The sequence below is a fragment of the Aurantimonas sp. A2-1-M11 genome (assembly GCF_036549475.1).
Classification (GTDB): Bacteria; Pseudomonadota; Alphaproteobacteria; order Rhizobiales; family Rhizobiaceae; genus Aurantimonas.
The window spans coordinates 23,114-43,447 of sequence record NZ_JAZHLI010000027.1 but is presented as its reverse complement, the minus strand read 5'-3'; the positions used below and the strand labels follow the sequence as shown (position 1 = coordinate 43,447).

14 protein-coding genes are annotated in these 20,334 nt (G+C 69.2%); 1 reads left to right on the top strand and 13 read right to left on the bottom strand.

All coding sequences use genetic code 11. The features are described 5' to 3' along the window. Positions 1 to 8: 8 nt before the first annotated feature. The 5 genes from VQ042_RS13750 to purD form a co-directional block, all read right to left on the bottom strand. Positions 9 to 1,880 (bottom strand): acetyl-CoA hydrolase/transferase C-terminal domain-containing protein, encoded by a 1,872-nt coding sequence (locus tag VQ042_RS13750; protein WP_331820173.1) that lies wholly within the window; start codon positions 1,878 to 1,880, stop codon positions 9 to 11. Next, positions 1,880 to 3,979, bottom strand: a complete 2,100-nt coding sequence (locus tag VQ042_RS13745) for a 3-hydroxyacyl-CoA dehydrogenase NAD-binding domain-containing protein (RefSeq protein ID WP_331820171.1) — start codon at positions 3,977 to 3,979, stop codon at positions 1,880 to 1,882. The genes VQ042_RS13750 and VQ042_RS13745 overlap by 1 nt, the downstream gene beginning before the upstream one ends. A 68-nt stretch (positions 3,980 to 4,047) precedes the next feature. Beyond that, positions 4,048 to 5,331: an acetyl-CoA C-acetyltransferase gene (locus tag VQ042_RS13740; RefSeq protein ID WP_331820169.1), complete on the bottom strand. Its 1,284-nt coding sequence runs from the start codon at positions 5,329 to 5,331 to the stop codon at positions 4,048 to 4,050. Further along, positions 5,331 to 7,601: an acyl-CoA dehydrogenase gene (locus tag VQ042_RS13735; protein ID WP_331820167.1), complete on the bottom strand. Its 2,271-nt coding sequence runs from the start codon at positions 7,599 to 7,601 to the stop codon at positions 5,331 to 5,333. The genes VQ042_RS13740 and VQ042_RS13735 overlap by 1 nt, the downstream gene beginning before the upstream one ends. A gap of 210 nt (positions 7,602 to 7,811) precedes the next feature. After that, a complete protein-coding gene (gene purD / locus VQ042_RS13730; RefSeq protein ID WP_331820207.1) occupies positions 7,812 to 9,080 on the bottom strand; it encodes a phosphoribosylamine--glycine ligase in 1,269 nt (422 codons plus the stop codon). 264 nt (positions 9,081 to 9,344) lie between these two features. Here purD and ubiA point away from each other — a divergent pair, with 264 nt between their 5' ends. Beyond that, positions 9,345 to 10,352 carry a 4-hydroxybenzoate octaprenyltransferase gene (gene ubiA / locus VQ042_RS13725; RefSeq protein ID WP_331820165.1) on the top strand — a complete coding sequence of 336 codons (1,008 nt, stop codon included), beginning with the start codon at positions 9,345 to 9,347 and terminating at the stop codon, positions 10,350 to 10,352. Positions 10,353 to 10,428: 76 nt separating this feature from the next. Here the strand turns inward: ubiA and VQ042_RS13720 are convergent, their stop codons facing one another. The 8 genes from VQ042_RS13720 to ypfJ form a co-directional block, all read right to left on the bottom strand. Then, positions 10,429 to 10,998 carry a DUF6101 family protein gene (locus VQ042_RS13720; protein ID WP_331820163.1) on the bottom strand — a complete coding sequence of 190 codons (570 nt, stop codon included), beginning with the start codon at positions 10,996 to 10,998 and terminating at the stop codon, positions 10,429 to 10,431. Positions 10,999 to 11,168: 170 nt separating this feature from the next. Continuing rightward, a complete protein-coding gene (locus VQ042_RS13715) occupies positions 11,169 to 12,602 on the bottom strand; it encodes an FAD-binding oxidoreductase (protein ID WP_331820161.1) in 1,434 nt (477 codons plus the stop codon). Between the two features lie 83 nt (positions 12,603 to 12,685). Next, entirely contained in the window at positions 12,686 to 13,654 is a 969-nt protein-coding gene (locus VQ042_RS13710) for an L-threonylcarbamoyladenylate synthase (protein WP_331820158.1), read from the bottom strand. A 174-nt stretch (positions 13,655 to 13,828) separates the two neighbouring features. Beyond that, positions 13,829 to 15,367, bottom strand: a complete 1,539-nt coding sequence (locus VQ042_RS13705; RefSeq protein ID WP_331820156.1) for a GH25 family lysozyme — start codon at positions 15,365 to 15,367, stop codon at positions 13,829 to 13,831. 430 nt (positions 15,368 to 15,797) lie between these two features. Beyond that, positions 15,798 to 18,026 carry a glycine--tRNA ligase subunit beta gene (gene glyS, locus VQ042_RS13700; protein ID WP_331820154.1) on the bottom strand — a complete coding sequence of 743 codons (2,229 nt, stop codon included), beginning with the start codon at positions 18,024 to 18,026 and terminating at the stop codon, positions 15,798 to 15,800. Between the two features lie 267 nt (positions 18,027 to 18,293). Continuing rightward, positions 18,294 to 18,827, bottom strand: coding sequence for a hypothetical protein (locus VQ042_RS13695; RefSeq protein WP_331820152.1), 534 nt, complete (start codon positions 18,825 to 18,827; stop codon positions 18,294 to 18,296). Between the two features lie 133 nt (positions 18,828 to 18,960). Then, positions 18,961 to 19,404: an endonuclease domain-containing protein gene (locus tag VQ042_RS13690; protein WP_331820150.1), complete on the bottom strand. Its 444-nt coding sequence runs from the start codon at positions 19,402 to 19,404 to the stop codon at positions 18,961 to 18,963. A 34-nt stretch (positions 19,405 to 19,438) separates the two neighbouring features. Continuing rightward, on the bottom strand, positions 19,439 to 20,329 hold the full coding sequence (ypfJ, locus tag VQ042_RS13685; protein ID WP_331820148.1) for a KPN_02809 family neutral zinc metallopeptidase: 891 nt from the start codon (positions 20,327 to 20,329) through the stop codon (positions 19,439 to 19,441). Between the last annotated feature and the right edge of the window lie 5 nt (positions 20,330 to 20,334).

Below are 20,334 nucleotides of genomic sequence, written 5' to 3'. Positions count from 1 at the left end.
CCTTCCCGTCACGCCCATGGCCGTCCGAGCGGATCCTCCCGCGTGACGCGCAGGGCGCCAGCCAGCACGGCGGCAAGGCCGCGCTCCCGCCAGCCGGACGGGGATTCCAGCCCCATCCGGGACAGGGCGGCGCGTTCGCGCCCATCGGGCGTTGTGCGCCAGCCGGCATAGGCCAGGTGCGCCAGGGCCATGCGGTCCGTCCGCACGGTCTTCAGATGCTTCAGCGCCGGCACCAGGCGCTGCTCTTCGGATGTCAGCTCGGTGCCGAAGGGACAGGCCGGCAGCGCCGCGGCGAAGGGCCGCAAGGCGTCGGCCAGTGCCGCGGCCGTGTTCTTGCGCGCCGGCTCGAACCCGTCTTCCAGCTTCCCTGCGGCCACCGCCTCCCTTGCAAGGTCGTCCTGGAATGACCCGTCGGCCAGCCCGATCATCGCCACAACCGTGTCGCGGTCGGTTCGGCCGCGCAGGTCGGCGACGCCGTATTCGGTGATGACGATGTCCTTCAGGTGCCGCGGAATCGTCGTGTGGCCGTAGGCCCAGCGGATGTTGGACGGCCCCCCGGCGCCGCGGGTCGACGGCAGCCCGATGACCGAGCGGGCACCGGGCAGCGCAAAGGCCTGGGCGACGAAATTGTACTGGCCGCCGACACCGGAGACGACGCGCCCGTCGTCGAGCTGGTCGGAGCAGATGTCCCCCAGCGCCGTCGCCAGCATCGCGGCATTGAAGAAGCGGGCGTCCCGGCGATCGGCCAGATGGCGCGCATGATCCTCCGCCGGCAGTGCGTTGACGAAGGAGATCTCGCGCATGGACAGCAGCGCGCGCCGCTCCGGCGCCATGTCGCGCAGCCGCTCGCAGAAGGATTGCGGACCGACGAAGAAGCCGCTGTGCAGCACCTTGCCGTCGCCGGCCGGCCGCTTGAGGATGCCTGCCTCGAACAGTTCCAGCAGCCCGTCGACGAACATCTCGGAGAGGCCGTAGAGCCCTTCCTCGAAGGGCCCGGTCTGCGGCTCGAGGCTCGCCGGCCAGTTGCCCAGCGCCGCCAGGCAGGCCCGGAACGTCGCCGGGGCGCGATGCCGGAGCATCAGCGCATGGGCCAGCGCATCGCCGAGCCCGCCGGTTCCGATCTGGATCGTGCCGCCATCCTTCACCAGCGCGGCGCTGTAGAGCCCGATGGCGTATTCCACCGCCCCGATCGGCTGCCGGGGCACGGAGAACAGCCGGGCGCCTTCCACCGCCTCGCCTTCGAGAAGGCAGTCGAAGCGCTCGGTCGCGAGCGTCGCGCTGCCCTCCATGAAGGGAAGGCTCGCATTCGCCTCGCCCACGAACAGAACCGGCTTGCCGGCTGCCCGGGCCGCGTCGAGCGCCGGCAGAAGGTCGAGCGTCATGTCGGTGTTGGACGACAGCGACCAGCGGTCGCGGTCCGCCGAGGGCGCGACCATCTGGCCGATGACGTTGACGCCGCTCGCCAGAATGTAGCCGGCGGCATGGGTGTAGTTCGCCGAGACGTAGTTCTGCTGCGCATGCCGGTTGCCGAGCAGGCTCCCGGCCTGGAGGAAGAACTCGACCACGCGGACATTTGCCGGCAGGGCCCCGCGCTTGCGGTCGGCGACATAGTCGAGGCGGGTCACGCCGTCATAGAGCCGCTCGGCAAGCGGCCCCGCGAAGCGGCCCTCCAGCCCCTCGCCGCCCGACGGCGGATCGAGCGACAGCGCGGTCTGGATGGTCAGGTCGATCGACGGATCGCGCAGTGCCCGGCGGTACAGCGCATTGGCGAGATGATTGGCCTTGCCGAGGCCGAGCGGTAAAGCCAGCACGATCCGCGTGCCGACTGCGGCGATCACCGCATCGGCCAGCCGGTCGGCATCGGTGAAGTGCCGCGTCATCAGCGCCTGAGGTGCTGCCAGCCTTCGTCCGGCAGGAAGCGGTCGCCGTGCTTTTCGGCCAGCGTCGTCATCCGCGCGACGATGTCGTCGATGCCGCGCTGCCGCGCATAATGGATCGGGCCGCCCCGGAACGGCGCGAAGCCGGTGCCGAAGATCATCGCGCCGTCGGCCACGTCCTCGCTCTCCACCACGCCCTCGCGCAGGCAGGCGACCACGGCGTTGAGCATCGGCAGGATCAGCCGGTCCAGCATGTCCGGGTCGTCCTTGGACCCGTCCGGCAGACTGTCGATCCGCTGCTTCTTCGGCTTGCCGTCGTCGTCATAGACATAGAGCCCCTCGCCCGTCTTGCGGCCGAGCTTGCCCTCCTCGATCTTGCTGCGCAGCCAGGCGGGCGATTCCGGAAACGCCGTGTCCAGCCGCTCGCGCAGCGATGCGGAGACATCGAGCGCGATGTCGAGGCCGACCTGGTCGGTCAGTTCGACCGGCCCCATCGGCATGCCGAAGTTCTCGGCGCAGGCGTCGATGCGCTCCTTCGGGATGCCCTCGTCGACCATGGTCAGCGCCTCGGCCATGTACGGCGTCAGCGAGCGGTTGACGAGGAAGCCCGGCGCCGAGGTGACCGGGGCCGGCAGCCGCGACAGTTCCACCGCGAAGGCCGTCGCCCGCCTTGCGGTCTCGGTGCTGATCGCATCGTGGCGGACGATCTCGATGAGCTGCATGCGCGAGACGGGATTGAAGAAATGCAGGCCGACGAGGCGGGACGGATCGGCCAGGCCGTCGGCGAGATCGGCCAGCGGCAGCGCCGAGGTGTTGGTCGCCAGCAGCGCCCCCTCCTTCAGCTGCGGCTCGATCTCGGCGTAGATCTTGCGCTTCAGTTCGATCTTCTCGGGCGCCGCCTCGATGACGATGTCGGCGCGGCCGATGCCGTAGCCCAGCGGATCCGGCACGAGCCGGTCGAGGGCATCGCGCACCTTGAGGGGGTCCTTCAGCGTCGCCTTCAGCATCTTGGCCGCCGACTTCATCGCCTTGCCGATCGGCGCCTGGGCGACGTCGCCCAGCGTGACGGTGAAGCCCTCCCGTGCCGCCCAGGCGGCGATGTCGCCCCCCATGGCGCCGGCACCGACCACATGGACGTGCCGGATCTGCGACGCGCCGTCCTTCAGGCCGCGCATCGTCTCGCGCAGGAAGAACACCCGGACGAGGTTCTGGGCCGTATCCGTCTCGATCAGCTCGGCGAAGCTGTCGATCTCGCCCTCCTGCATGGCCCTGGCATCGCCGCCATGGGCCTCCCACAGGTCGATGAGGCGATAGGGCGCCGGGTAATGCTCCTGCGGCGCCTTGGCGGCCGCGCTCTTGCGCATCTGCTTGGCCGCCAGCGAGCGCGCCGGCCGCAGCGAGAAGGCATGGCCCCTGAAGCCCCGGTCGCTCGACGGAAGGTCGTTGTAGAGGGCGGCCTGCACCGCCGCCGCGACATGGCGCTCCTCGACCACCGCGTCGACGAGGCCGATGGACTTCGCCTTCTTCGCCGGCATCGACTTGCCGGTCAGCATCATGGTCATCGCCTCGATCGGGTCGGCGATGGCGGTCGCGCGATAGGTGCCGCCGAGCCCCGGATGGAGGCCGAGCATGACTTCCGGAAAGCCCAGGCTGGCATCGGCTACCGCGATGCGCCGGTCGCAGGCGAGCGCCAGTTCCAGCCCGGCGCCGAGGCAGTGGCCGTGGACCACCGCGATGGTCTTGGCCTTGACCTTGGACAGCCGGTCGAGGACCAGATGGGCCTCCTTCAGCATGCCGCGGATCTCGCCGGTCGAGGCGCCGGCAAATTGCTGGATGTCGGCACCGGCGGCAAAGCCCGACGGCTTGGCCGAGCGGATCACCACCGCCAAGGGGCGCTGGTCGATGATCTGGTCGATATGGTGCGACAATTCCTCGATCACGCTGCGATCGATGGTGTTGACCGCCTTGACGGGGCGATCGAGCACCAGCCAGTAGACGTAGTCGTCGTCCGTGGCGGCCCGCCAGTTGCCGGTCTGCTCCGCACCGCGCGCCGGTCCCATTTCGAGGGCGCGCTCGGATAGTGCCTTCAGCATTCTGCCCATGGATCTGCTCTCGTCTTTCGTCGAATGTCAGGCATCCGGGCCGGCTCGCGGCCCGGCGGCGGAACGAATCAGGCCGCTTCCAGCAGCATGGCGCCGCCCTGGCCGCCGCCGATGCACTCGGTCGCGATGCCGCGCTTGCGGCCCAGCCGGCGCATGGCATTGGCCAGGTGCAGGGTGATGCGGTTGCCGCTGGTGCCCACGGGGTGGCCCAGCGAGATGGCACCGCCGTCGACATTGATGTTGGCGTGGTCGATCCGCCCGCCGTGGCCGTCGAGGCCCAGCACGCCGTCGGCCACCTTGGGATCGTCGAAGGCGGCCATGCAGGCCAGCACCTGCGCCGCGAAGGCCTCGTTCAGCTCCCACAGGTCGACGTCGGACACGCTCATCGCCTGCCGCTTCAGGATCGGCGCCGTCGACACGACCGGCCCCAGCCCCATGATCGACGGGTCGAGGGCACCCCATTCGGAATCGACAATCCGCGCCAGGGGCGTGAGGCCATGGCGCTCGACGGCTTCCTCCGAAGCCAGGATCGTCCAGGACGCGCCGTCGGTGATCTGCGAGGCGTTGCCCGCCGTCACCTTGCCATAGGGCCGCTCGAAGACCGGCTTCAGGCGCGCCAGGCTCTTTGCCGTCGAGCCGGGACGCACGCCGTCGTCGTGGTCGAACACGTCGCCCTCGCGGGAGAAGGCGGGCAGCATCTCGTCCTTGAGCCACCCCTCCTTCGTCGCGCGGGCGAGGCGGTTGTGGCTTTCGGCAGCATAGCCGTCGGCCTCGCGCCGGGAGATGTTGAAGAGATGGGCCAGGATCTCGGCGGTCTGCCCCATGTTCAGGTCGGTGATCGGATCGGTCAGGCCGCGCTCCAGCCCGATCACAGGCTTGAGGAATTCCGGCTTCAGGCCGGTGAAGGCCTTGAGCCGGTCCGTGGTCGAGCGGGCGCCGTTCAGCTCGGCGAACCAGTCGACCGCCCCGCGCCGCAGGACCAGCGGCGAATGGCTCAGCGCCTCGGCGCCGCCGGCCAGCACCATGTCGGCCTTGCCGAGCTCGATGGTGCGGAAGGCCGTGTCGATCGACTGCATGCCCGAACCGCAATTGATCTGCACGGTGAAGGCCGGTGTCTCGTCGGACAGGCCGAGGCGAAGCCCGGCCACCCGCGCCGGATTCATCTCGTCGGCCACGACATTGACGCAGCCCAGGATCACGAGATCGATCGCGTCGGGGCTGAAGGGCTGGCGCAGCAGCAGCGGCCGGCCGCACTGGACCGCCAGGTCCACGGGACTGAAGGGGCCCGGCCTGCCGCGTGCCTTGATGAAGGGCGTGCGCGCGCCGTCGACGAGATAGACTGGTCTGGCCATTATTCGGCTGCCTCGCGATGGGGTTCGTCGCCGCCGCTGCGTTTGCGGTCGTGCTGGGCGGCAATGGGGGAGACGTCGGCCATGGGGAAGGCGTCGACGGCCACGACCTTGTCCACCGCGGCTTTGACCTCGGCGAGACGGTCGAACTCGGCGGCGGTGATGATGCCCGCGTCCCGCGCCGCGGCCGGGTCGCGCATCTTGGCCTCGCGCATTTTCTTCTCGATGGGCGCGGCCTCGGCGACCAGTTCGAAGGCGAGCTCCAGATCCTTGACCGGATGCTCCGCATGGCCTTCGCCGAGATAGATGTCCGGCGTCAGGCGATCGCGCTGGGAGGACGGCCGCATGAGGATCGCGGCGACCTCGCTGGTGAGTTCGTCCGACGGCTCCTGGTGGGGCACGCCCAGCGGGAAGGCGAGCAGCCGCACCAGCGCGGCGGCCCAGCGCGCCGGAAGATTGTCGAGCACGCCCTGGAAGGCGAGCGACATGCGGTTGTAGCCCTTCTGCATGATGAACTCGACGATCGGCCGGTCCACCTCGGGCCGCCCCTCGACCTCGAAGCGCTTCAGGACGGCGCCGAGCAGATAGAGTTCGGACAGGATGTCGCCGAGCCGGGCCGACAGCATCTCCTTGCGCTTCAGCGCGCCGCCCAGGGTCAGCAGCGACAGGTCGGCGACCAGCGCGAAGGCGGAGGCGAAGCGCGACAGCTGCCGCCAGTGGCTGGTGAAGGCGGTGTCCCTGGGCGCAGGTGCCGCCATGCCGCCGGTCCAGCCCCGCACGAAGCAGCGGAAGGCGTTGGTCGCCGAATGGCCGACATGCTTCCAGAACTGCGTGTCGAACTCCTTCAGGCCGCGCTCCTCGTCCTCGTCGGACAGGGCCAGAAGTTCCTTCAGCATGTAGGGATGGGCGCGGATGGCGCCCTGGCCGAAGATCATCAGGTTCCGGGTCAGGATGTTGGCGCCTTCGACCGTGATGCCGATGGGCACCGACTTGTACTGGGCGCCGAGATAGTTCTTGGGGCCGTCGATGATGCCCTTGCCGCCATGGATGTCCATCGCGCGCTCGACGGATTCGCGCATGCGGTAGGTGGCATGGGCCTTCATGATGGCCGAGACGACGGAGGGCTTGTGGCCCTCGTCGAGCGCCGCCACGGTCAGCCGCCGGGCCGCGTCGATCAGGTAGGCGTTGGCGGCGATGTCGGCGAGCGGCTGCTGGATGCCCTCGAACATGCCGATCGGCACGTTGAACTGGGTGCGCACCCGCGCATAGGCGCCGGTGGTCCGGGCGCAGAAGGCCGCCGCGGCCGCCGATTGCGACGGCAGCGAGATGCCCCGCCCGGCGGCGAGCGCCGTCATCAGCATGGTCCAGCCCTGGCCGATCTGCTCGGGCCCGCCGAGGATCCAGTCGAGCGGAATGAACACGTCCTCGCCGTAGAGCGGGCCGTTCTGGAAATAGGTGAATTGCGGAATGTGGCGGTCACCGGTGCGCACGCCCGGCGTGTCCGTCGGGATCAGCGCGACCGTGATGCCGAGCTCCTCGCCCCGGCCGAGATGGTTCTCGGGGTCGAACATCTTGAAGGCGAGGCCCATCACCGTCGCCACCGGGCCGAGGGTGATGTAGCGCTTGTGGAAGTTGAGCCGGATGCCGAGCTTGCGCTCGCCCTCGTGCTCGCCATACTCGACGACGCCGCGGTCGGTCATCGCCGCCGCGTCGGAGCCGGCCTCCGGCGAAGTCAGCCCGAAACACGGGATCTCGCGCCCGTCGGCCAGCCGCGGAAGCCAGTGGTCGCGCTGCTCCTGCGTGCCGAAATGCAGCATCAGCTCGCCCGGTCCGAGCGAGTTGGGCACCATCACCGTGACGCCGGCGACGACGCTGGCCGAGGAGACCTTGCGCACGACCTCCGAATGGGCCGTGTTGGAGAAGCCGAGGCCGCCATATTCCTTCGGGATGATCATGCCGAAGAACTTCTTCTCGCGCAGGAAAGTCCAGACCTCCGGCGGCAGGTCCCGGTCCTTCCAGACCAGCTTCCACTCGTCGATCATGGCGCAGAGTTGGTTCACCGGGCCATCGATGAAGGCCTGCTCGTCGGGCGAAAGCCGCGCCGGCGGCATGGCGACCAGCTTGTTCCAGTCGGGATTGCCGGTGAAGAGTTCGCCGTCCCACCACACGGTGCCCGCATCGATGGCTTCGCGTTCCGTGGCCGAGATCGGCGGCATCACCGTCTTCGCCCATTTGAAGATCGGCCGCGTCAGCTTTTCCTGACGATAGGACATCGTGTGCGCTCCGGGTTCGAAAGCTCCTGTGCGCCTAATGTATGGTCCGGCGGATGGTTTCCCAGCCATGCGCGCGCATTCGCCGGCATCGCGTGTGCCCGAGTCCGTCGCCGGTCCCCTGTAAGGGCGCGGCGGCGGTGGTCATGAAACGGATCGGCAAAAATCCGGCGATGGCCGCGCGGGCGGCGCCAGCCTGCCCAGCCTCAGGCCTCAGGCCTCGGTCATGATGGCGCGGTGGCCGATATCCGTGCGCCAGAACCCTTCGGTCCAGTCCACCGCCTCCACCGCCTCGTAGGCGCGCCGCGCCGCTTCCTTGACCGTGGTGCCGGTGGCCGTGACGTTGAGGACGCGGCCTCCCGTCGCAACCAGCCCGGCGTCGGTCCGGGACGTGCCGGCATGGAAGATCCGCATCTGCGGCCCGGACCCGGGCAGGCTGCGGATGGCCGTCCCCCTGGCATAGGTGCCCGGATAGCCATCGGCCGCCATGACGACGGTCAGCGCCCGCTCGTCGGACCATTCGGGGCGAAGCCCGGAGACGTCGCCATTGGCTGCGGCCAGGAGGATCGGCAGGACATCGCTCTTCAGGCGCATCATCAGCACCTGGCATTCGGGATCGCCGAAGCGGACATTGTATTCGATCAGCTTCGGACCGGTCTCGGTCAGCATCAGCCCGACATAGAGGACACCCCGGAACGGGGCGCCGGCCGACTTCATGCCGGCCAGCGTCGGCTCGACGATCTCGCGCATGACCCGCCGTGTCACCGCGTCGGTCATCGGCAGGGCCGGCGAATAGGCGCCCATGCCGCCGGTGTTCGGCCCGCGGTCGCGGTCGAAGGCCCGCTTGTGGTCCTGGGCCGTGCCGAAGAACAGCGCCCGCTCCCCGTCGCAGATGCAGAAGAGGCTGGCCTCCTCGCCCTCGAGGAATTCCTCGACGACGACCTCGGCCCCCGGTCCGCCGAAATCGCCCTCGAAGCAGGCGTTCACCGCGGCAATGGCTTCTTCGCGGGTTTCGGCGACGGTCACGCCCTTGCCGGCGGCCAGGCCGTCCGCCTTGACGACGATCGGCACGCCGCCCGCGTTGACGTAGTCACGCGCCTGGGCAGCGTCGGAAAAGCGCCGGTAGCGGGCGGTCGGGATGTCGTGCAGCGTACACAGATCCTTGGTGAAGCCCTTGGAGCCCTCCAGCCGGGCAGCAGCCCTGGACGGCCCGAAGACCGGGATGCCCGCCTCGGCGAGCACATCGGCCAGGCCATCGACCAGCGGTTGCTCCGGCCCGATCACGACGAGGCCGATCGCGTTGTCGGCACAGAAGGTGGCGAGCGCCGCGGCATCGGCGACGTCGAGCTGGACGATGCGGGCATGTTCGGCGATGCCGGGATTGCCGGGCACGGCCAGGAGCTCGCCGATCTCCGGCGACTGCGCGATCTTCCAGGCGAGCGCGTGTTCGCGGCCACCAGATCCGATGAGTAGAACATTGATCGTCATGCAGTCCTGCCAGCGCCTTGATCGCGCGGCAGGGATCGGCAAGTCCCTGCCCGAACGCGACGAATGTCGGTGAAATAGAGCGAACGGCAAACCAAGGATGATCTTCGGTCTTCCTGTCCGATCCGACCGCGCCTGCCGGCCGAAGCCGCCGATTACGGTCGTGCACAGGCCAAGGTCAAGTTCCGCGCGTCAGAAAGTCCATCGATTAAATATCGAAAAGTACTTGACTGCGGCATTTTTGCGGACACTGTCGTGACCATGTCGAATCTCAAAGGCAGTCTTGTCGACAAGGCCGATCGTGTCGCCGACGCGCCGTCGAACAACTGGGTCTATCGCACGCTTCCTCGCGGCGCATGGCCATATGCGCAGCTCGCCCGCTGGGACCGCCCCATCGGGTGGCAGCTTCTGTTGTGGCCGTGCTGGTGGTCGGCCGCCTTGGCGCCGCAGGCCGTGGCCGCCGGTGCGGTGCATACGGGGCTGCCCAGCCTGTGGCATCTGGCGCTGTTCCTGGTCGGGGCGATCGCCATGCGCGGGGCCGGCTGCACTTATAACGACCTCGTCGACGAGAAGATCGACGACATGGTGGCACGGACCCGGTCGCGCCCGCTGCCCTCGGGCCGCGTGAGCCGCCGCCAGGCGAAGATGTTTCTCCTGCTGCAGGCCGCGGTCGGCTTCCTGGTGCTGATCCAGTTCAACAATTTCGCCATCCTGCTCGGCATCGCCTCGCTCGGCACCGTGGCGGTCTATCCGTTCATGAAGCGGTTCACCGACTGGCCGCAGCTCGGCCTCGGCCTCGCCTTCTCGTGGGGCGCGCTGATGGGCTGGGCCGGCTATTGGGGCACGTTGGCGCTGGCGCCGGTGCTGCTCTATGCCGGCAGTATCCTGTGGACGATCGGCTACGACACGATCTATGCCCATCAGGACAAGGAGGACGACGCCCTGGTCGGCGTGCGCTCCACCGCAAGGCTGTTCGGCGATCGCACCAAATCGGCGCTGACGCTGCTGTATCTCGGCACGCTGGGGCTGTTCCTGGCCGCCTTCGTCCTGACCGGACAGGCCAGTGGCGGGGGCTTGAGCTGGCCGGCCTATGCGGGCCTCGCCATCGGCGCCTTCCAGATGATCTGGCAGATCCGCACGCTCGACATCGACGATCCCGACCAGTGCCTCGGCCTGTTCAAGTCGAACACTGTGTTCGGCTGGATCGTGTTCTTCGGCCTGGTCTTCTCGGCGCTCTGGTCGCTGTCCTTCCCGATCCCCACAAGCTGAGGCGCCGCCCAGCGGAGCGGCGCGGCGCCGCGTTGCTGCGCGGCGCCGAACTTTGTGGCTTGCGAAAGCCGGACACTCAGTGGCGGGCGATGATCTCCTCGCCGCTGACGATCATGCGGATGCCGAGGCCCGGCTTGCGGCGGGCCAGGAAGCGCGGCCGGCGCTGGCGGTTCGGCGAGCGGCGGCGCGGCGCGGGTGCGGCGGCCTTGATCTTCCCCAGCGTCTCCTCGAGACTCTGGATCGTGCCATCGGCCTCGACCATCAGCATCGGCAGCCCGAACAGCTCGGACCAGCCGCGCCAGTCGGCGGCCACGTCGTACAGGTCACTGGCCACCAGAAGCGGCACGGTGCATTTGGGGTCGTGGTGGTGCAGCTCGAGGGTGACCGTCACCTCGCCGTCGCCATTCTCCATGGCGCGGGCCGCGACACCCTTGAAGGCGCGTGGCGGCAGCGCGATGGACACCGGAATGCCGGACTTGTCGAGCTTGCGATGCACCACAGCGCCCCGGCGATCGACCTTGTAGGTCACCATCTCCCCATCTTCGACCATCTCGATCGTCTGGCGACGGTCGGAGGCAGCGGGATCGAGACGGACCGGAACGGTGGCCCAGTTGGGCCGGGCTGCTGTGTTCGGAGCGATGCTCATGGATTGACGCCTTCTGCCTCTGTCGAGAGCCGATGGTTCGGTCTCTCCCTGTAAGCCGATGTGTCCCGGCTTTGATATGTCGACAGTAGGCCGCGCATCTTGAAGTCGCGCTAAGAAAGGCGGTTAAGTGTTCCTCACTCCGGCAACGGTTACCAAGACGAAAACTTGAATCAAACCTGAACGAGCTTGCCGGGGTTCAAGATGTTGTTAGGGTCGAAGACCGTCTTGAGCCGCCGCATCAGGTCGATCTCGGCGCCTTCCTTGGTGCGGGCGAGCTCGTCGCGCTTGAGCTGGCCGATGCCGTGCTCGGCCGAGAAGGTGCCGTCCATCTCCGCCACGATGGCATGGACGATGTCGTTCATCTCGTGCCAGCGGGCGAGGAAGGCGGCGCCGTCGGCGTCCACCGGCTGCGAGATGTTGTAGTGGATGTTGCCGTCGCCGAGATGGCCGAAGGCGACGATCCGCGCGCCGGGCATCGCGGCCAGCACGGCGGCGTCGGCCGCGGCGATGAAGTCGGGCACGCGGGCGACCGGCACGGCGACGTCGTGCTTGATCGAGCCGCCCTCCGGCTTCTGCGCCCAGCTCATCTCCTCGCGCATCATCCAGAAATTTCCGGCCTGGGCGAGCGACTGGGCGATGGCCGCGTCCGCGACGATCTCCTGCTCGAAGGCCGCGGTGAGCACGCCCTCCAGCGTCGCGGATGCCTCGTCCTGCGACCGGCCCGACGAGATCTCCATCAGCACATACCAGGGATGCTGCGATTCCAGCGGGTCCCGGGCGCCCTTGGTGTGGCGCAGGGTGAAGTCGAGGCCGATCCGCGGGATCAGCTCGAAGGCGGTGAGCTGCTGCCCGGCCTGGCGCTCGGCGAGCTTCAGGAGTTCCAGCGCGGCAGCCGGCGAGGCGAGCCCCACATACGCCACCTCGCGTCCGGCGGGCCTGGGAAACAGCTTCAGCACCGCCGCGGTGATGATGCCGAGCGTTCCCTCGGCGCCGATGAAGAGATGGCGCAGATCGTAGCCGCGATTGTCCTTCTTCAGCCGCCGCAGGCCGTGGATCACCTCGCCGGAGGCCAGCACCGCCTCGATGCCGAGGCACAATTCGCGGGCATTGCCATAGGCCAGGACACCGGTGCCGCCGGCATTGGAGGACAGGTTGCCGCCGATCTGGCAGGAGCCCTCGGACCCGAGCGACAGCGGAAACAGGAGGCCCGCCTCCTCCGCCGCCTCCTGGGCCCGCTTCAAGACGACGCCCGCCTCCACCGTCAGGGTGCGCCCGACCGGATCGACGTCGCGGATGCGGTCGAGCCGGGAAAGGTTCACCAGCACCTCGCGGGGCGAGCGCGGCGACTGGGCGCCGACGAGGCCGGTATTGCCGCCCTGGGGCACGATCGCCGTGCCGGTCTCGTTGGCGAGGCGCAGGATGGCCGAGACCTCGTCGACGCTGCCGGGACGCAGGACCAGAGCTGTCTGCCCGACATACAGGTCGCGCGGCTCGTGGAGATAGGGCGCGATCATGTCCGGCGCGCGCAGCGCGTTGGCGTCGCCGACGATGGCGGCGAACCGGGCAAGAAGGGCTGGGGGAAGAGCGGTTTCGATCTCTGACATGCCCTGTTGCTTAGCCCGCGAAGGGCTTTCCGTCGAGACAGCGCCGGAGCGTCAAGCCTGCGGGCTGCCGCTGCGACCGCGCGTCAGCCCCGCGGCGCGGCGGCGCGGCGCAGCCGGTCGTTGATCGCCTCGCCCAGGCCGTGACGCGGGATCGGCGCGACGGCGATGCGGGTGATGTGCGGCGCGTCGAAGGCGGCGAGCGCGGCAAAGAGGGCGGCAGCGGCCTCGCGCAGGTCGCCCGTCGGGCTGAGATTGACGATCGCCGCCGCCCCTTCCTGTCCGGCGAGCGGGGTCGCCCCGAAGGCGATGACGTGCTCGCCGGGCAGAATGTCGGTGGCATCGAGCCGCACGCGTCCGGCCGGCGCGTAGTGGGACGTCAGCTGCCCCGGCGCACTGATCGCGGCATCGTCCGCCGGATCGACGACCGGCAGGCCGGTCACCCGCGCCAGCTCCGCCCGGTCGATGCCCCCTGCCCGCAGCAGGACGAGACGATCGTCGCCGGGCGCAACGATGGTCGATTCGACGCCGACATCGCAGGGTCCGCCGTCGAGGATCAGCGGCAGGCGCCCGTCGAGGCCCCGCAGCACCTGGGCCGCGGTGGTCGGGCTGACCCGCCCCGAAGGATTGGCGCTGGGGGCCGCGAGCGGTCGCCCGAGACGGGCCGCCAGTCGCCCGGCAATGCCGCGCGGCGCGCGGATGGCCACGGTGGCCAGCCCGGCGGTCGCCAGCGGATGGACCGCAGAGCCGGCCTTCAGGGGCAGCACCATCGTCAGCGGTCCGGGCCAGAAGGCCTCCGCCAGACGTCGTGCCACCGGACCCAGTTCGGCAAGCGTCTCCGCCATGGCGAGGCCCGGCACGTGACAGATCAGGGGATTGAAGTGCGGCCGGCCCTTGGCCTCGAAGATCCGGGCCACCGCCGCGCCGTCGGTCGCGTCCGCGGCCAGGCCGTAGACGGTCTCGGTGGGGATGCCCACGAGTTCACCGGCCGCCAGGCATTCGGCGGCGCGGCGCTCGGCATCAGGCGCATCGGCCAGGAGGAGTTCGGTCTTCACGGCGCGAGCGATTGCAGAAGCGGCGGGGAAAGGAAAGAGGCGATCGCGCGATCAGGACCGAGAACAGGCCGGAGGGCCGATCGGCTCACGGGCGAAGCTGGGGCGCGAGCGATCAGCAGATGGTGGTTCGGCAACCTGATCGCGGAACGGAACCCGGCCGGGTCCCGCGTCGACTCAGCGTGTGGCTTCGAAGGCCCGCAGGATGCGGCGCTCGGGCTGGGTCAGCCCGGCGAAGCGCTGGGCTTCGGACACGACGACCCGGCCGCCGCGCTCGGAGGCATCGGGGCCGAGCTGCGACAGAACCCGCGCCGGCATCGGCAGGGCGTTGGCCTCCTGCGCGGCCGCCGCCGATTCGACGATGGCGAGGAAGCGCGAGCGCTGCTTGGGACCGAGGCCGGCGCGCCGGTCGCCAATCGGCATTTCGTCGAGTTGCTGCGACGGGCCCGAAAGCCCCTGCGGACGGGTCGCCGCCTCGGCACGGCCGATGAACAGGCGATCGATCTCGTTGGCCGCATAGGAGATCGCGCTCTTCAGCGTCTCCACATGGTCGCCGATCTGCTCGACCGCAGCCGGATCGAGAACGGCCTCGGCCAGTTCGCCCGCCGGGTCCGAGACGTTCTTCGGCGCGGTCTGCTCCGTGCGGGCGACCTGGGTCAGGATCTGCAGCGGATCGAGCGGCGCATGCGGCTCACCGGGGCCATAGGCCGCGGCCAGCGTGCCGGCGACGGGCTCCGCCGGGTCGTTCTCCGGGGTGTCGCTGCGGGCAGCAACACGCGGCTTGGCGGCCTTGGCGATCTCGGCCTTGGTGCCCTCGTCGATGGAGGCGACCATCATCGCCGGGTCGGCTTCCTGCGGCGCCTGCGGCTTGTCGAGCAGTTCGGCGAAGGGCCAGGCAGCTTTCAGTCCGGCCACATCCATGGAGGCGACATTGACGTCGATGTCGGTCTTGGCGCCCTTCACCCGATACGGGCAGCTGCGGGTATTGCAGTTGTGCATGGAGGAGAACTGCCACAGGGCGTAGGTCGGCCAGGTTTCCTCGGGGAACTTGCCGGTGATGTCCTCGCGATAGCGGGCATACCAGAGCGGCAGGCGCGACAGCAGCGGGTACTCGGCCTTGTTGTCGGAAATGTAGCGGGCCGTGTTGCCGTTGGTGTAGAGGACGGGATAGCGGCCGGTGCGGATCTTGACCTGGTCGGCGAAGATCTCGGCGTCCGACAGGCTCATCCAGTCGTCGGTGTTGTCCTCGATGTCGAGGGCGATCAGATCGTCCTCGGCCGGCTCGGCGAAATCGACGAAATGGTCGGCCTGGGCACGCGGATTGCCCGGACGGCCGAGATGGTAGGCGCCCCACAGGAGCCCCTTCATCTTCGCCATCTCGCGGCGGGTCATGTAGAGCTCCTTGGTGACGGAGTATTTCCACCACCGGTTCTTGCAGAGCTTGTAGTCGTCGCCGCTGGCCTTGCCGCAGTTCCACTCGGGCGGCATGCCATCGGAGGCCTTGTTGATGAAGCCGGCAATGCGCTCGTCCGAGGCCAGTTCCTGCCAGTTGATCGGGTTGAATTCGTAGGCGTCGATGACGAGAGCGTTGTCCCCGGTCTTCCAGGGAGCGTTCCACTTCGCCTGGGCAGGCATGGCGTGGAGCAGCATCACGCTCGCGGCCAGAGCACAGGCGAATTTCAGGGCAGCCGCACAGGCGGCGCTCGGCTTCGTCATTCGGTGGTTTCCCCTCGAAGTCTCGTCGTCGAATGTGCCGGGAGGCGATCCCCTGAGCATCTGCTCCATTTCGCCAGCGGCTACGTCAGATCCTTCCCATCGAATTCTGGCAGGTTCCGGGCAGTGTGATCACGAAATGTTACAGCGCCGCGCCTGCTGCCCTCAACGTCCGGGCGATGCAAGCAATTTGACACAAGATTTCCCATTATCGGAGGATATGTTTACCGCACGGTTAACAGCGCCTGCGGGCTTCGAAGCGGGCGGGGTTGGCGTGCAGCCGTTGCCTGCCGATGACGCATGACGACCGGCAGGAAACCTGTGCGACCATCGGTCGGTCAGGTCGGTGCGAGCGGACTGCAGGTACGCTCCGCGCCACGGTGTCGCGATCGTTCAGTAAAACGGCCGGCCCATCCGGCCGGCCGGTGGCCGATCAGCCGGAAATACGCGAGAAATCGGCGACGCGGCGGGTCGCGGCGCGGATGCGGTCGAGCAGCGCCAGGCGGTTGGCCCGCACGGCCTCGTCCTCGGCATTGACCAGCACGGTCTCGAAAAAGGCATCGACCGGAATGCGCAGTTCGGCCAGGGCGGTCATGGCGTGGGCGTAGTTCTCGACCGCCAGCGCGGCGTCGAGTTCGACCTCCGCCCGGTCGATGGCGCCGGCCAGCACCTTTTCCTCGTGCTCGCTCAGGCGGTCGAGCGACACGGCATCGGCGACGCGCGTGCCCTTCTTTTCCTCGGCGGCGAGAATGTTGGCCGCCCGGCGGGTGCCGGCCAGCAGGTTGCGGCCGTCCTCGGTGTCGAGAAACGCCCCGAGCGCGGTCACCCGGCGGGTGATGTCGAGCAGGTCGTCGTTCCGGGAAGCAGCCGTCCGAGACTGGCCGATATCCCCGATACGGGGGGAGGTCGACGCGCCGTTGTCCGGCGCGCCCGACAGCACCGCATCGACCAGATCGTGCCGGGCGCCGGATTCACGCAGCTGCACCTTCAGGCGGTCGTGGAAGAAGGACAGGAGGTCGCTCGCCGGGATGAAGCGGCCGAGCGCCATGACCAGCCCGTTGTGCAGCACCAGCCGGATCACGCCCAGCGCCGCGCGGCGCAGCGCGTAGGGGTCCTTCGAGCCCGTCGGCTTCTCGTCGATCGCCCAGAAGCCGACCAGCATGTCGAGCTTGTCGGCCAGCGCCACGCAGACCGCCACCGGGTCGGTGGGCACCGAATCCGTCGGGCCGAGCGGCTTGTAGTGCTCCTCGATCGCGGCCTGCACGCTTGGATGCTCGCCCTGCAGCGCCGCGTAATAGCGGCCCATCAGCCCCTGCAGCTCGGGAAACTCGCCGACCGCCTCGGTGGTCAGGTCTGCCTTGGCGAGGAGCGCGGCGCGGGCGACCAGCGCCTTCAGCTCATGGGCCGAAACAGCCGTGCCGGAGAGCGTCGCGCCGTCCGGATAGACACTGGCGGCGATCTCCTGCGCCAGTGCCGCGATGCGGCCGACGCGCTCGCCCTGCGTGCCCAGCCTGGCGTGGAAGGTGACGCCCAAGGCGTCGAGCTTGGCCATGCGCTGGTCCAGCGGCTTCGACAGGTCCAGCCCGAATGTCTCGGCCGAGGGGGCCAGGGCCTCGCGGCCCGGCAGGTCGGCCTGATCGGTCTGCCAGAAATACAGGGCGTCGGACAGGCGGGCGCGCACCACCTTGCCGTTACCGCGGGCGATCTCGGCGCCGCCGTCGCTGGCGGCGATGTTGGAGACCAGCACGAACTCGCTGGACAATGTGCCGTCGCCGCCCTGGCGGCGGGTCACGAAGCATTTCTGGTTGACCTTGATGGTCAGCTGGATGACCTCGGGCGGGATCTGCAGGAAGGTTTCCTCGAAGGCGCCCATCAGCGTCACCGGCCATTCGACGAGGCCGGCGACCTCCTCCAGCAGCGCCTCGTCGGGCACCACTTCCAGCCCGCGGGCAAAGGCGAGGTTCTCCGCGTCGTGGCGGATCATCTCCTTGCGCCGCTCGGCGTCCAGCACGACCCGGGCCTTTTCCAGGCCGGCCGCGTAATCGTCGAAGCGGCGGACGCGGAATTCGTCGGCCGCGTGGAAGCGATGGCCCCGCGTGACATTGCCGGCCCGGATGCCGTCGACCTCGAAATCGACGATCACCGGCTCCTCGGTCTCGGGACCGAAGGTGCACAGGATCGACTGCAGCGGTCGCACCCAACGCAGGCTGCCGGGCTCGCGCGAGGCCGGACCCCAGCGCATGGATTTCGGCCAGGGAAAGCCGCGGATGATGCCGGGCATGATGTCGGCGATGATCGCGTCCGCCGCGCGGCCGGGCTTGCGGATGGTGGCGACGTAGAAATCGCCCTTCTTCGGGTCGGACTGAATCGTCGCCTCGTCGAGGGAGGCCAGCCCGGCGCCGCGCAGAAAGCCCTGGATGGCCTTGTCCGGCGCATCGGTGCGCGGGCCCTTGCGCTCGTCGACGACGTCCTTGGAGCGCGCGTCGACGCCGCGCACGTCCAGCGTCAGCCGCCGCGGCGTCCAGTATTCGCGGGCGCCCTCATAGGTCAGGCCCGCCTCGACCAGCGCGTCGGTGACGAGTTTCCTCAGGTCGCCCGCCGCCTTGCGCTGCATGCGCGCGGGGATTTCCTCGGAGCGGAGTTCCAGCAGAAGATCGGGCATGGCAAATCCTCACCCTCCCCTCGATGGGGAGGGTCGGCGCGACAGCGCCGGGGTGGGGTGGCAGGAACGACGCGTCCCCGCCCGCTGCCAGTGCGGCGACCTCCCCCAGGGGAGAGGCGGGACAAGGGCTTCGATCGTCCAGGGTTCGGCGTCGCTCTTCGGCCACGGCATGGATCGTGTCAAGGACGGCGTCACGTCCGGTGCCCGATCTCCGGCTCCTCCCCGCGACAGCCCATGCATCGCCCGCCATTGGCCGGGCAGCGGCATCTAGGCCGCCCCTCCGTGGCAGCCACCGAGCTCCGTCACAAAGGCCGCGACCGCCCGCGGCGTCGTCAGCCGATATTTTCGCCCGGAGAACGCCGCGTAGAGGCGCGCCAGGCCCGGCCCCGAATGCTGCGGAAACGTCCAGGCCCATCTGAGAAAATCGGCATCGAAGCGCTCGGGGCAGCCGGCGGCCATGTCCGGCCGCACCTGTCCGTAACTGCCTGCGATGCGGCGCAGGATCCGAAGGACGCAGAGCCGGCGGGGCAGGTCCAGCCAGATCAGCGTATCGGCCTTCTGCGTGCGGATCGGCATGGTCGCGGTGTGGTTGCCGTCGAACACCCAGCCCGGCTCGGCCACGGCATCCTCGACCAGCGCAAGCTGGAGCGTCGGCTCGCGCTTGCGCCAGCCCGCCGTCCAGTAGAGCTGGTCCATGTGGATGACCCGCAGCCCGTGCGACGCGCCGATCCGGCGGGCCAGCGTCGACTTGCCGGCGCCGGGGCTGCCGACGATCATCACCGTGCGACCGATGACCGGCACGCATCCCTCCCCCAGCGATCCGGTGCGATCGAAGCCCAGTTCCGGACGCCGATCAATCGGGGAGCGGAACAATCGGTTCCTGATCGCTGGCAGAATTCGACGGAGCGCGGTCCGGTTCCCCCCCCCCCTGCCGTCAGGACGTTCCGGGCTTCGGCCGCGGGCGCGTTTTGCCGGCGATCCTGGGCTTCGGCGGTTCCTCGCCAGGCGGCAGGTGCCGCCGCGCGTCGACGGCGGCGCGGATGCGACTGAGAACCTCGCGCGTATCGGCACGGACGGCGCCGTTGGCAAAACGCAGGACCAGATAGCCGTGCTCGCCGAGCCAGCGGTCGCGCGCGGCGTCCTTCGCCTGCTGTTCGGGGCGGGCATGCTGGGCGCCGTCGACCTCGATGACGAGGCGCAGGCGATGGGAGACGAAATCGGCGAGGTACGGCCCGATCACCACCTGCCGATGGAAGTGGCCACCCTCGCCCGGGATCGCGCGGATGCCGCGCCAGAGCTGTTCCTCCAGCGCAGTGGCCTGCGCGGCGATGGCGCGCCGCGCCCGATGTGCCTTCGCCTCCAGGCGCGTCATCGCCATGGCGGCGACCGATCAGATCGGGACGCAGCGCGCCTCAGATGTCGCCGTCCATCGTGTCGCAGGCGGCGAAGTCGCCGGTCTCGAAGCCGCGGCGGAACCAGGTCTGGCGCTGCTCGGACGTGCCGTGGGTGAAGCTGTCCGGCACCACGGTGCCCTGGCCGCGCCTCTGCAGCGTGTCGTCGCCGATCTGCCCGGCGGCGTTCAGCGCCTCGTCGATGTCGCCGGGCTCCACATAGCCGGCCTGCCGGGTGTCGTGGCCCCAGATGCCGGCATAGCAGTCGGCCTGCAGTTCGACGCGCACCGACATGGCGTTCGCCTCCGCTTCGCTCATGCTCTGGCGAGTCTGGTTGAAGCGCGGCAGCACGCCGGTCACGTTCTGGATGTGGTGGCCGACCTCGTGGGCGATGACATAGGCCTGGGCGAAGTCGCCCGGCGCGTCCAGCTGGTTGCGTAGCTGGTCGAAGAAGGTCAGGTCGATATAGAGCTTGCGGTCCGACGGGCAGTAGAACGGGCCGCTGGCGGCGCCGGCAATGCCGCAGGCCGAGCGGACCTGGTCCTCGAACAGGACGAGCGTGGGCACCGGATAGGTCTCGCCCGCCGCCTGGAAGCGCTGCGTCCACACGTCTTCGGTGTCGGCGAGCACGGTGGCGACGAAATCGTCGGTCTCGTCCGCCGTGCCGGCGACGCCTGGGCCCGACTGGCTGGTCTGGACGCCCCCGCCGCCGCCACCGGCCATGCCGAGCAGCTGCATCGGGTTGATGCCGAAGCCCAGCCACAGGACCAGTGCGACGATGATGATGCCGATGGTGCCGCCACCGCCGGCGCGCACCGGCAGGCGCATTCCCCCGCCACGGCCGCCGAAGCCGCCGCCCGAGCCGCGCCTGTCCTCGATGTTGCTGGATTGCCTGCGTCCGCGCCACTGCATGCGAT

Excerpts from the sequence above, each read along its gene's own strand:
- VQ042_RS13750 (WP_331820173.1), bottom strand. The coding sequence starts at position 1,880 with ATGACGCGGCACTTCACCGATGCCGACCGGCTGGCCGATGCGGTGATC.
- VQ042_RS13745 (WP_331820171.1), bottom strand. The coding sequence starts at position 3,979 with ATGGGCAGAATGCTGAAGGCACTATCCGAGCGCGCCCTCGAAATGGGA.
- VQ042_RS13740 (WP_331820169.1), bottom strand. The coding sequence starts at position 5,331 with ATGGCCAGACCAGTCTATCTCGTCGACGGCGCGCGCACGCCCTTCATC.
- VQ042_RS13735 (WP_331820167.1), bottom strand. The coding sequence starts at position 7,601 with ATGTCCTATCGTCAGGAAAAGCTGACGCGGCCGATCTTCAAATGGGCG.
- ubiA (WP_331820165.1), top strand. The coding sequence starts at position 9,345 with ATGTCGAATCTCAAAGGCAGTCTTGTCGACAAGGCCGATCGTGTCGCC.
- VQ042_RS13720 (WP_331820163.1), bottom strand. The coding sequence starts at position 10,998 with ATGAGCATCGCTCCGAACACAGCAGCCCGGCCCAACTGGGCCACCGTT.
- VQ042_RS13715 (WP_331820161.1), bottom strand. The coding sequence starts at position 12,602 with ATGTCAGAGATCGAAACCGCTCTTCCCCCAGCCCTTCTTGCCCGGTTC.
- VQ042_RS13705 (WP_331820156.1), bottom strand. The coding sequence starts at position 15,367 with ATGACGAAGCCGAGCGCCGCCTGTGCGGCTGCCCTGAAATTCGCCTGT.
- glyS (WP_331820154.1), bottom strand. The coding sequence starts at position 18,026 with ATGCCCGATCTTCTGCTGGAACTCCGCTCCGAGGAAATCCCCGCGCGC.
- VQ042_RS13690 (WP_331820150.1), bottom strand. The coding sequence starts at position 19,404 with ATGGCGATGACGCGCCTGGAGGCGAAGGCACATCGGGCGCGGCGCGCC.
- ypfJ (WP_331820148.1), bottom strand. The coding sequence starts at position 20,329 with ATGCAGTGGCGCGGACGCAGGCAATCCAGCAACATCGAGGACAGGCGC.